11 protein-coding genes are annotated in these 11,280 nt (G+C 63.6%); 1 reads left to right on the top strand and 10 read right to left on the bottom strand.

What is annotated here, in order from left to right; genetic code table 11:
• Positions 1–49: 49 nt before the first annotated feature.
• From DTX69_RS13630 to cimA, 7 genes are all read right to left on the bottom strand, one after another.
• A complete protein-coding gene (locus tag DTX69_RS13630) occupies positions 50–958 on the bottom strand; it encodes a hypothetical protein (protein ID WP_119302101.1) in 909 nt (302 codons plus the stop codon).
• Entirely contained in the window at positions 955–1,839 is an 885-nt protein-coding gene (locus DTX69_RS13625; RefSeq protein ID WP_119302100.1) for an MlaD family protein, read from the bottom strand. The genes DTX69_RS13630 and DTX69_RS13625 overlap by 4 nt, the downstream gene beginning before the upstream one ends.
• On the bottom strand, positions 1,836–2,534 hold the full coding sequence (locus tag DTX69_RS13620) for a P-loop NTPase family protein (RefSeq protein WP_162917146.1): 699 nt from the start codon (positions 2,532–2,534) through the stop codon (positions 1,836–1,838). The genes DTX69_RS13625 and DTX69_RS13620 overlap by 4 nt, the downstream gene beginning before the upstream one ends.
• A gap of 21 nt (positions 2,535–2,555) precedes the next feature.
• The gene (locus DTX69_RS13615; protein WP_119302098.1) at positions 2,556–3,383 is read right to left on the bottom strand and encodes an MlaE family ABC transporter permease; all 828 of its coding nucleotides are present in this window, start codon (positions 3,381–3,383) and stop codon (positions 2,556–2,558) included.
• Positions 3,380–5,617, bottom strand: a complete 2,238-nt coding sequence (locus DTX69_RS13610; protein ID WP_284735759.1) for a cache domain-containing protein — start codon at positions 5,615–5,617, stop codon at positions 3,380–3,382. The genes DTX69_RS13615 and DTX69_RS13610 overlap by 4 nt, the downstream gene beginning before the upstream one ends.
• 693 nt (positions 5,618–6,310) lie before the next feature.
• Positions 6,311–7,075 (bottom strand): RNA methyltransferase, encoded by a 765-nt coding sequence (locus tag DTX69_RS13605; RefSeq protein ID WP_119302096.1) that lies wholly within the window; start codon positions 7,073–7,075, stop codon positions 6,311–6,313.
• The gene (gene cimA / locus DTX69_RS13600) at positions 7,065–8,660 is read right to left on the bottom strand and encodes a citramalate synthase (protein WP_119302095.1); all 1,596 of its coding nucleotides are present in this window, start codon (positions 8,658–8,660) and stop codon (positions 7,065–7,067) included. The genes DTX69_RS13605 and cimA overlap by 11 nt, the downstream gene beginning before the upstream one ends.
• Positions 8,661–8,748: 88 nt before the next feature.
• Between cimA and DTX69_RS13595 the strand changes: the two genes are divergently transcribed.
• Positions 8,749–9,384 (top strand): LysE family translocator, encoded by a 636-nt coding sequence (locus tag DTX69_RS13595; RefSeq protein ID WP_284735758.1) that lies wholly within the window; start codon positions 8,749–8,751, stop codon positions 9,382–9,384.
• Here the strand turns inward: DTX69_RS13595 and DTX69_RS13590 are convergent.
• From DTX69_RS13590 to DTX69_RS13580, 3 genes are all read right to left on the bottom strand, one after another.
• Positions 9,381–9,902, bottom strand: coding sequence for a PAS domain-containing protein (locus DTX69_RS13590; protein ID WP_119302094.1), 522 nt, complete (start codon positions 9,900–9,902; stop codon positions 9,381–9,383). The two genes, DTX69_RS13595 and DTX69_RS13590, sit on opposite strands and share 4 nt — an antisense overlap.
• A 248-nt stretch (positions 9,903–10,150) precedes the next feature.
• On the bottom strand, positions 10,151–10,672 hold the full coding sequence (locus DTX69_RS13585; RefSeq protein ID WP_162917144.1) for a PAS domain-containing protein: 522 nt from the start codon (positions 10,670–10,672) through the stop codon (positions 10,151–10,153).
• A 154-nt stretch (positions 10,673–10,826) separates the two neighbouring features.
• Positions 10,827–11,280 (bottom strand): arginase family protein (locus tag DTX69_RS13580; protein WP_284735757.1); only part of this gene is annotated, 454 nt, incomplete at its 5' end.

Below are 11,280 nucleotides of genomic sequence, written 5' to 3'. Positions count from 1 at the left end.
TCGGTGGACTGCGGTCAAGTTCGTCAGCAGCCGTGCCCTCACGGGTAAACTAGCCCGACGAACTAGCCGAGGAACTTGACTGGTTTTCACCAAGAGATCTCAGCGCCGCCTTCACCGCGTCCGCCGTTTTGGGATTGCGGGTAAGCTCGAGCGCGCGAACGAGCCAGGGTTTGGCTGTCTCTGGATCGGATTGCGCCGCTGCACTGCGCCCGGCACGGAGATAGAGATCGGCGGCGCCTTCGAAATCCTTATCGCGCTCGGCCGCAAGCGCGGCGATAGAGAGTGCGCGCGCCATGCCGCGATAATCCAGGACATCCTGGCGGAACTTGGCGGCTTCGAGGGCCGTCAGACGCGCGCTCCGAAAATTGCGTTGGCGCAGATCGAGCCGCGCTTGGAGTTCGCTGCGATCGGCGCGCCGCACCGGCGTCGTCCGATCGGTGATGTGATCGAGCGCCGCTTTCAGTCCCGCCGCATCATTCCGCTCGTCGGCGATGATGCCGCGCAGGTAACTGGCGCCGTCCGCCACCTCGCTCGTGCCATCCTGTTCGAGCTCAGCTGCGAGCTGATCGGCCTTTTCAATATTTCCAAGCCGGTAATGCGCTGAGGCCTCGGCCAGAGCCAAAGCCGGCATCTGTGTGCCGCCGCGCCGCTCGAGTTCGCCTCGCGCCCTGGTCGCCGTCGCGAGGGCATCTTCCGGCCTGTTGGCGCGGAGCTGAGCGACCGCCAGACTGAAGCTCAGTTCCGCAATCGCCTTCAGATCATCGCCCGCCTCGGCGCGCCTCAACGCTTCCTGGTATTGCGCGATCGCCTCTTCCGGGCGATCGAGCGAAGCTGCGATATCGCCGGCCTCCTCGTGGCGTGCCAAGGTCTGGTCTGCCGGTTGTGGCTCTTCGGACTCCTGGTTGCTGCCGCAGGCCGCTGCGCTCAGCGCAACGAGGATCGCTGCAGCCCATCTCATGGCACGACCTGTGAGGGTGAGAAGGTCTTGGGCTGCTGCGCCGGAGTCTGTTCCCGTCTCCCGCCAACGAGCCACGAACTCCTCAGCGAAGCGCTGAGCTTATCGATCTCCTGCAAGGTGATCTGGAGCTGCGCAAGGACCGCCGGCAGACCTTTGACGCTCTGCTCGACAGACTTGGTGATGTTAGGCGAGCGCTCCGCCGCTTGATCGACCTGCTTGGCGATGCTGTCGACCTGGACCAGGATCTGATTGAGCCTGGCTACAGATAGATTGGCGTCCTTTATGATCTTCTCTGCCTCGACCATAAGCGCATCATCGACCAGCACCCGACCCACGTTGCCCTCCCCGCGATTGATGCGCTCCACAATCTCAGCCAGCGCATTCGTCGCCCGGCCGGCATTGTCCAAGATCGGAAAGATCTTCTCGCGCAGCTCATTGATCAGGGCGCTGATATTGTCGGTGGGCGCGCGTTCCGTGGTCGCTTCGATCACCGCATAGGACCAATCCATCTCCGGACCCGAGCCGCGCGAAATGTCGACGAAGGCGGCACCGGCCAAACCAAAGCGGCGGCGTATGACCGCCGTGCTGTCGCGCCGGATGAAAGGTGTGGCCTGCTCGTCGATCTCGAGGATGGCGTACATCTGCTGATTGGGTTCAAGGACGACCCGTCGCACAATCCCAGCCTTGGTGCCCAGCACTTCGACATCGCCGCCAGGCGCCAAGCCCGCGACACCGGATTCCGGCAATACCAGCCTCAATTGCTCGCTGGGCTTGAACCAGTCGCGCAAGACACCCGCCTGCAGGATCGCGGCGACGAGGACCGCGATTGCGCCGATCACGACGAGACCGATCCATTCGTCGGTGTGGCGGATCCGAATCATGCGTGCGCACCCGCGGGGGCAGGGTGATGACTGCCGTGAACGTGCACGAACCCACGATAGCCCAGTCGCAGGCGGTGCGTGGCAGGGAAGCTGCGATTGTCCCAGACCAGACGGCTGCGTGTCAGCCAGATGGCAGCCCCACCCTGATCGCGCAAGACCGCGATCTGGTTGAGCAGGATCGGAACCAGATCAGGGAAGAGGCCCTGGACCGGGCTTTCCAAGATCACAAGCTTCGGATCGCCCAGGAAGGCCCGCACAAAGCCGGCCCGAAGCAGATCGTCTTGCGACAGCGAGTCGATCGGTCCTGCCGGAATCCCCGGAAGGCCGAATCGGCGCGCCAGCGCGGCGGCCTCGCCACGCAACCGATCGAGATCGTGGTTGGTGTGGTAAAGCGGCGCGACTAGAATATTGGTCGCGATGTCGAGGAATCTGAGCCACCCGGCTGACGCCATGACACACCCGATCTGCCCGCGCAAAGCATCGGCGAGATCGTGCGGCAGGGCCGACCAGTCGCGGTCCAAGAACCGCACCGTGCCCTCGTCGATCGGCTCCAGCCCGCAGCAGAGGTCGGCAAAGCCGGCGGCCAGTGTCGGATCCCGCGCATCGATCAACGCAAGTTCGCCTGGCAGGAGCGTAAAGTCGAGTTGGGCCTGGCCGGCGCTGCCGAAGAGCGTCGCGGATCTGACATGACTCAAGCGAAGGATCTGCGGCATGGATCAGACCATGAGACTGAAAAGCACACTGGTCAGCAGGACGGCCAGAATGCCGCGGACAAAGCCACGCGCCATCAGCACGCCCAACCGATCATGCGTCTCTGCTGCCAATGCCGTCATGCAGATGGTGGCCGCCACCATCAGGCCGATGGCCAGCATCTTCAACGGGAAAAGCACGAAATCGCTCCGAGCCGTCGCACGCAGCACATTGTCAAGGAAGGACCAGATCGACATGTCGGCAATTCCAAGGAGGCTGCCGGCGACGAAGCCAAAGAGCAAGGTCGCCAGCACGAATATGATACCGAGTGTGTAAGAGGCGAGCGCAAAAGCCACCCCGCGCGGCATGACCAGGAAGAGCAAAGGATCGAGCCCTTGCATTCGCAAGGCACGGACCTGCCGCCCAGCATGAAGCTGGCCAAGCTCGGTTAAGGTGACGGCGCCAGCGCGGCCCAGGAGAATGACGCCGACCAGAACGGGGGCCAACTCTCGCACCAGGACGGCAACGAGAATATTGCCGATCGAGGCTTCCTCTCCCAGGACGCTGAGCCAGTAGAGCGCCTGATACACCATGCCAATCCCACCCACGAGTGCGATGAAGCAGGTGGGCACGAGGCTTCCCTTGAGCGCAAAATGGAGCACACGCCAGAACTCGCGCTGAACCGGCCTGCGCCAGGAGCTGGGTCGACCACATTCGATCACGATGCCAGCTGTCAGCGCCATCAGCATGAGGAAGAAACGCGTATGGATCCTCGTCTTGCGCCCGAGCCAGGCGAGCCAGGTTTGGAGGCGGCTGTGCCGGCGTGGCGCGGCAGCTGTGTCGATCGCGGTCACAGCTGCCCCGCGAGCACAAAGGTCCGGCCTTCACCGACGCCCGGCATGTAGAAGCTGCCGCGCGGCCGAAGCAGGAAGTCCTGGCGCAGCCGTGGATAGGCGGCTTCACTCACCTGGATGGCGCCGGCCGCGGCCGAAGCCGCCATGGTATCGGCAGTCTCAACTGCTTCACCCCAAAGGTTGAATTGGCGCGGCTCGTCCCCGATGCCGCAGCCGAAGGCATGGCCGAAATGAAGGCCGATTCGGAACTCGGCGCCCTCGGCCGATTCGAACAAGGTCGCACAGCGATCGCGCAGCGCCACGGCCAGCGCTGCAACCTTGGCCATTGCTTGTCCGGCATCTTCGTCATTGAGTCCCGCCGCAGCAATGGCCTGCTGCGATACAAATTTCAAGTAATCGACGCCGACCTCGTCTGCCTCTTGCTGCAACGCCTGAGCGACCGCATCGGCGAGGTCGGAGCCATTGTCATGAGCTTTCTTGGCAAGTGCTACGGGGCCGGAAAAGCGCAGCGCCATGATCGCGATGCCGGTGTACAGCTTGGCGCCCAGCGACCCTGTATCAAGCCCTGGGATCCTGAGATCGGCCGGCAGGATTCGGCTGGGCGTCTGCTCCTTCTCTGTTTGCGAACGTGTGACCTTAGGGCGCCGCTCGTGATCCGGCTCTTCCAGGCTGCGAAGCTGCAAGGCCGTCATGCTTGCAACCGTATGCACGAAGGTGCGCAGGCCTTCGAGCGATTGTGCATCTTCGAGGCACAGCACACCGGTCGTACGCTCGCCACGATGGAGCGGCAGGACAAAGAGCGCGTGAGTACCCACTACCTCCATAAGCTGGCGATAAAATTGTGCCGTGCGATGATCACGCGCCGCATCGGTAATCTCGGCTTCCTCACCTTCCTTCAGAAATTCGAAGAAGCGTGGCATCTCGCGGCGATGGAGCTGGAACCCGCTGGCATGGCTCTGTGTCTCGCTGTCGAAACTGTCGTCACAATGCAGAACGCGATCGCCGGAAGTGAGCCGCCAGATGCTGGCGCGCCGCGCACTGGCAAGCTCGGTCAGGGCTTCGGTCAGGATCGGCGGCAGTCGGCCCTCTTCTGAGATAAACTGCTCGGATTGTTCGGCGATTGCAGCGTAAGCGGAACTCTGCCGCGATATGGTCCGACTCTGCTCTGCCATGCGATGTACCGAATGATCATAGCGCAGACCCTGACGGAACAGCAGGAAGGCCATCACAGCGACGGCAACTACGATCACCAGCGACATCATGAGGGTGCGCTGGTGATTGGTGGCGACAAAGCCGGTGAAATCGGCTTCCGGCACGACCATCAGCACCCACCAGTCCCGCGCCTCACCGGGAAGCGGCGTGGCGCTGGTCACATAGCTCTCCCCATTGAATTCGACCATGCGTCGTCCTGCGCCTTGGACTCGGAAGCGGTCATAGGCAGCCGTCAGAATTGGATCGTCGATCTCGTCCACGCGCGGTGGCACGAATTCCTCACCGACCTGCTTCACTGTCTTCTTGGCGTCGGGAGCAGCGATGAGATGCCCCTCGCCATCTATCAACACCGCGCGCCCGCTACGGCCGATCTCGAGCGAACCAAGAAAGGTCGAGAGCCGCTCGAGCGAAATATCGGCCCCAAGGACGTAGTCCTTGCCGTCTGGTGTGACCAGCCGCTCCGAGATCGTGACTCCCGGTTTCTTTTCGGTGAAGAAGACATAGACGCCGGTCCAGAAGACGCCACTGGCTTCGAGCGCACCTCGGTACCAGGGCCGGGTTCGCGGATCGAATTCGTCCGTCGGATCCTCGCGGCGCGACATCTCATCGCCTTCACGATCGCGATCGATCCAGAGCACTTGGCGCCGGTCCGGAACGTTCGAAATCTGCTTGACCGCGGTCCAGTTCACTTGCTTCCCGCGACTGACCATGGAGAAGTTTCCCTCGCTGTCAGCCATCAGGAATGCGGAGATTTGCGGGATCTGCTGCAGAGCGCCAGCCGCGAACCCTTCCGCGACGGCGCGTCGCTCCGTCTCCGGAAGACGCAGGATCAAACCGCCTAGGACCTGCAGCGAACGGGTGCAGGAATCGAGATAACCCATGACTCGCTGGGAAATCTGTCGATCGAGCGTATCGAGCAGCTGGGTGGAAAGCGCCAGGACATCCTGTTTGTTGGCGTGATGGGAGTAGAGCGCGATGCCGAGAATTGCGGCGATTACTAGCGCCACCCCAAAAATGGGCACACCCATCCGCAGGACGGTGCGTCGGCGGCGCCGGCGACTGGTTTCCGGATTTCGTGAAATGTCGACAACCTGGTCACTGGCCGCCATTTCAGCTCGCTGCGATAAGCGGGAGATGTAGGCTCAACACTTAGGCCCGGCAAAGGTTTCGGCTCCTTGGCAAAGAACAAGCCCGCAATTGCGGCTGGCAATCAGCTGGATAAATAGCGGGATAAATAGAGCGTGCCGCTGGCTTGGTACCGATCCGGTCGCCTCCACGGACGCCGCCCCTTGCAGCGCTTGCGGACCATTAACAGGAGCAGGATGAACTCGCCCGGCGGCTCGGCGAGCGTTGTCCAGCGCCGGGGGCAGGAAGAAGACCTCTGGACCGGCCGTCGCGGGTAGATAATTCGCGATCCGATCGAACTGCCCGAGAGCCCTATGAAGCTCCGATATAGTGATTGCCAATTTCCACCTGCAGCAATCGGCGGATGGCACCAGCCGCGCCAGCGCAATGCCGGCGACCATCCGGTGCAACGAGGGGTGATGTGCCGCTCAGCGCAGATCTGTCGCCGCACAGTCAACCTTCGTGCTGTGCAGATACTTTTTGGTCACGCGAAACTAGAAAGCACTGGCAGGTCGAAGACGCCTTAGCCATCACGGAACGCGCGCCCACTGACAAGAGACGTAGAGGCATTACCTTCGACGACTATCCGCCTAACCCTTCCGGCGCGGTGCGCGCAGGGTCGTCAGCTCCTTGATCATGCCGTGGAGCGTGCGGACTTCCTGCTCTGTCAGTTCGGCCCGCTGCCACATCGCCCGCAGGTTCCGGATCATGTGCGGCCGCGCTTCCTCGTTGCGCAGGAAGCCGCAGGCATCGAGCTCGCGCTCCAGGTGAGCGAAGAAGTTCTGCAACTCCGCCTGGGTCGCCGGCACCGTACCACCCAACGGCAGCTGGGACGCCGGCGTTTCATCGCCGGACTGGAACCATTCGTAGCCGATCAGCAGGACGGCCTGGCCAAGATTAAGCGAGGTGAAGGCTGGATTGAGCGGTACCGTCACCAGCTTGTTGGCAAGGCTGACATCGTCGCTCAGCAATCCCGTACGCTCCGGACCGAACACGAATCCGACCTTGCCGCCGATTGCCATATGCGCGCGTGCTTCGACCGCAGCCTGCCGCGCCGTCACGATCGGCTTCACCATCTGGCGGTCGCGCGCGGTGGTGGCATAGACCATGGTCAGGTCGGCGATCGCCGCACCGAGCTGATCGAACACCCGCACCGGCGGCATCAGATCGAGCGCGCCGACGGCAGCGCGCTCCGCGGCGAGATTGGGCCAGCCGTCGCGCGGCGCGACCAGGCGCAGGTCGGCGAGGCCGCAATTCATCATTGCGCGGGCGGCCGCGCCGATATTCTCGCCCAATTGCGGCGTCACCAGGACGATGGCGGGCGCCGCTGCGCTCTGTGAAGCTTCAGTTGCCACGCGACGACTTGAGCAGCTTCCAGGTGATCGCGTCGTTCAGCGCCTCGTAGGAGGCGTCGATGATGTTGCCGCTGACGCCGACTGTGCTCCAGCGCTCGCCAGTCTTGTCGGCGCTCTCGATCATTACGCGCGTGATGGCTTCGGTGCCGGCCTGTGGCGTCAGGATGCGCACCTTGAAGTCCACCAGGCGCATGTCGGCGAGCTGCGGGTAGTGCGGCATCAACGCCTTGCGCAGGGCGGTGTCGAGCGCGTTCACCGGGCCGTTGCCGGTCGCTACCGTCATTGTCGATTCGGTGTGCACCTCGACATTCACCGTCGCCTCGGATTCAGTCACCAGCTCGCCGCGCGCGTTCCAGCGCCGCTCATCCATCACGCGGAAGCGCGACAGCTTGAAGTACTCCGGCAGGCCGCCGATGGCGCGTCGCGCCAGCAGCTCGAAGCTCGCTTCCGCGCCGTCATAGGCATAACCGTCGAACTCGCGCGCCTTCACCTGCTCGACCAACGTGGCGACCTTGGGATCGGCGGCATCGACCTCCAGCCCGATCTCGCGGAAGCGCGCGAGAATATTGGCGCGGCCGGACTGGTCCGACACCACGATGTGCCGGCGGTTCCCGACTCTTGTGGGCTCGATATGCTCGTAGGTGCGCGGATCTTTCTCCACCGCCGAGACATGCAGCCCTCCCTTGTGCGCGAAGGCGCTGTCGCCGACGTAGGCCGCGTGACGGCTCGGCGCGCGGTTGAGGCGCTCGTCGAGCAGCCGTGAGATGTGGGTGAGCTGCGCAAGCTCCTTCTCGCTGAGCGCGGTCTTGAAGTCGGTCTTCAGCATCAGGCTCGGGATCAGCGATACCAGGTTGGCATTGCCGCAGCGCTCGCCCAGCCCGTTCAGCGTCCCCTGGATCTGGCGCGCGCCGGCGCGCACCGCCGCCAGCGAATTGGCCACCGCGTTCTCGGTATCGTTATGGCAATGGATGCCGATGTGCGTGCCCGGGATCTTGGCGGTGACGTCGCCGACGATACGCTCGATCTCGTGCGGCAGCGTTCCGCCGTTGGTGTCGCATAACACGATCCAGCGCGCGCCGGCTTGATAGGCCACCTCGACGCATTGCAGGGCGAAGGCAGGATCGGCCTTGTAGCCGTCGAAGAAGTGCTCGGCATCGAACATCACTTCGCGCATGCGCGTCTTCGCATGGGCCACGCTCTCGCCGATCATGTCGAGGTTCTCGGTATTGGCCACACCCAACGCCACGTCGACATGGAAATCCCATGCCTTGCCCACCATGCAGACCGACTGCACCTTGGCATTGAGCAGGGCGTTGAGGCTGGGATCGTTAGCGGCGCTGCGGCCGGGCCGGCGGGTCATGCCGAAGGCGACCAGGGTCGCGCGCTTCAGGGTCGGCGGCTGCGCAAAGAAGGCGTCGTCGGTCGGGTTGGCGCCCGGCCAGCCCCCTTCGACATAGTCGACGCCGAGCCGGTCCAGCGCCTGGGCGATGGCCGCCTTGTCATCCGCGCTGAAATCGACGCCCTGGGTCTGGGCGCCGTCGCGCAAGGTGCTGTCGAACAAATAGACGCGTTTGTCGTCGGCCATCTTTCCCCGCCCTTTCGGCTGGGCTATTCAGCACATCGGCCCCGAGGGGGTCAACCAACCGACCCGCCAAGGACCCGATGGGGACGCCATGCTCGACCTGACCCAGCTCCTGCCCTTTCTGGCCGCCGCCCTGGCCCTCAATCTCACCCCTGGCGCCGACATGACCTATGTGGTCGCCCGCAGCGCGACGCAGGGCCGCACGGCCGGGGTTGCCGCCAGCTTGGGCATCGCCGCCGGCAGCTTCGTCCATAGCGTGCTAGCGGCCCTGGGCGTCTCGGCCCTGCTGCAGCATTCGGAGACTGCGTTCCTGCTCGTGAAGTATGCCGGTGCGGCCTATCTGCTCTATCTTGCCTGGAAGGCGATCCGGGCCAGCAATCAGGCGATGGCAGTCGACCGGAACCTGGCGCGCAGCGCGCTGTGGCGCGTGTTCGCGGAAGGCGCCTTGACCAACCTGCTCAATCCCAAAGTGGCGCTCTTCATCCTCGCCTTCCTGCCGCAATTCGTCGATCCGGCACAGGGCAATCCGGCGATTCAGATCCTGCTGCTCGGTGCGCTCTTCAATATCGGCGGGACCAGCGTGAACGCGATCGTCGCATGCTCCGCCAGCGCGGCGGCGCGCGCCATCGGCAGTTCGGCCGGCTTCGGCCGCTGGCTCAATCGCGTTTCGGCGTTGGTATTTGTGGGGCTGGCGGTGAGGTTGGCGCTGACAGAACGGCGGCTCTAGAGCTGGCTCAGCATGCCGATGTTGCTGCTGAGGTAGGCCATGATCATGTCAACCTCGACGCCATCGGAAGACAGGGGCAGGCGCATCGACCAGGCGGTCGGCTCCTGGTCGTCCAGCCAACCGTTGAACTGCTGGCAGAAGATTGGGCCGCGACTTTCGACCACGTCACGGTAGCTTCCCAGCACCCGCGGGGCTAACTCCTCGGGCCAGGCGGACTCGACCGAACGTCCGGTCGGATTCATGCCGAGCAGTTCCACCATCTGGGTCCCGACCAGACGATAGGTGAACTGGCCGCCAGGGCCGACGTCGACGAGTGTGAGGCGCGGCAGCCACTGCCGCATCTCCAACGGGTCAATGTCGGCGCGCGTTGGCATCGGCCGGACGCCGCGGCGGGCATTCCAGTACTGGTAAAGGGCGACAGCCTTGGGGCCGCACCGCTCCAGCGACTGCAAAGAACTCGACTGCTCCCAAACGCGCGAGCGCGCCAACGTGGGGCGAGCCAGGCCGTCCCGCAACATGTCCGTTTCACCGATGGTTGTGCCGATTGTTGGCGCGCTATTTGGCTAAAATCGGCTGGTCCGACAAGCTACCCTTTTGCATGTGCGAAACGCGCCTTCCGCACGACTTGTGGAAGTGGAACCGGAACCACCGGTTGATACCGAGCCTATGGCTCAAAATAATGGCGAAACGCGACGCTGCGTAATTTAATTACAATGGTTATTGCTACTATGCTGCAGCGCAGCAGCCATGCGTTTCCAGAATGGGACTAGCGAGCCCAGGTCCAATCGTAGGCGGCCGTGTCCTCAATATAGACCAACACCCAATCGACGCGCCGGCCATCGCCCGAGAGCGGGAGCAGCAATGTGCCGCTGCCCACACGCCTGCCATCCGCGATCTCGTCGTCGTACCAGCCGTAGAGCGGAATTCGGAGGTCGATCACCACACTGTAGTTGGCGAGCACGTAGGCAACGGATTGTCCAAAGGCGGCCTTCGAGACCGTCATCCCGGTCGGATCATAGCCGCGCAGGCGCACCGCACGCTCGCCCACCACGCGGTAGATGAGCTCGCGGCCTTCGCCACCGGTCACTTCGACCATCATGATGCCGGCGAGCCACGGCCTGAGCTCGAGAAAATCGACTTCCGACGGCGAGGGCATCAGCCGCGCGCCGCGCAGGCGATCCCAATAGCGGAAGACCTGTGCCACGCCGCCGGTAGCATTGTGCAGTAGCTCTTCAGAGGTGCTGAAGGCATGCGTGCTCTGTTCCGGTTGCTTAATGCAGACCTGCATGATTCTGACAGCGGACACGACGCGAACGGGCAAGAAGCTGCGCCTGAAGCCCCCGCAGTTCAATGTATGCGGAAGGCTAGGGTCCAAATGAGGGAAGAATCCCTCAGTCTTTGAAGACGGAAGGCTTCTGCCTACTCCATCACGGCACTGGGAGTCACTTTCGCCTTCGTGCGACGGCGTCCGCCAGCAGGCACATGATCTCGAACATGAAGGTGGCGCCGACCAGGGCGGTGTTGCCGCTGGGATCGAACGGGGGTGCCACTTCCACCACATCGCCGCCGACCAGGTTCAAGCCTTGCAGCCCGCGCACCACTTCCTGCGCCTCGCGCGTGGTCATGCCGCCGATCTCCGGCGTGCCGGTGCCCGGCGCATAGACCGGGTCGAGGCCGTCGACATCAAAACTGACATAGGTCGGCCCATCGCCCACCACGCGGCGCGTGATCTCGATCACCTTCGCGGGGCCGAGCTTGGTGAACTCCTCCATGTAGATGACGCGCATGCCCGAGCTCTCGGCGAAGCTCATGTCGTCGGGCGAATAGATCGAGCCGCGGATGCCGATCTGCACGGTCCGCTTCGGATCGAGCAGCCCCTCTTCCACCGCGCGGCGA

Source organism: Dongia deserti (assembly GCF_003574735.1).
In the GTDB taxonomy this organism is placed as follows: domain Bacteria; phylum Pseudomonadota; class Alphaproteobacteria; order Dongiales; family Dongiaceae; genus Dongia_A; species Dongia_A deserti.
The sequence above is the reverse complement of the archived record's forward strand: the minus strand, read 5'-3'. Positions and strand labels throughout refer to the sequence as shown.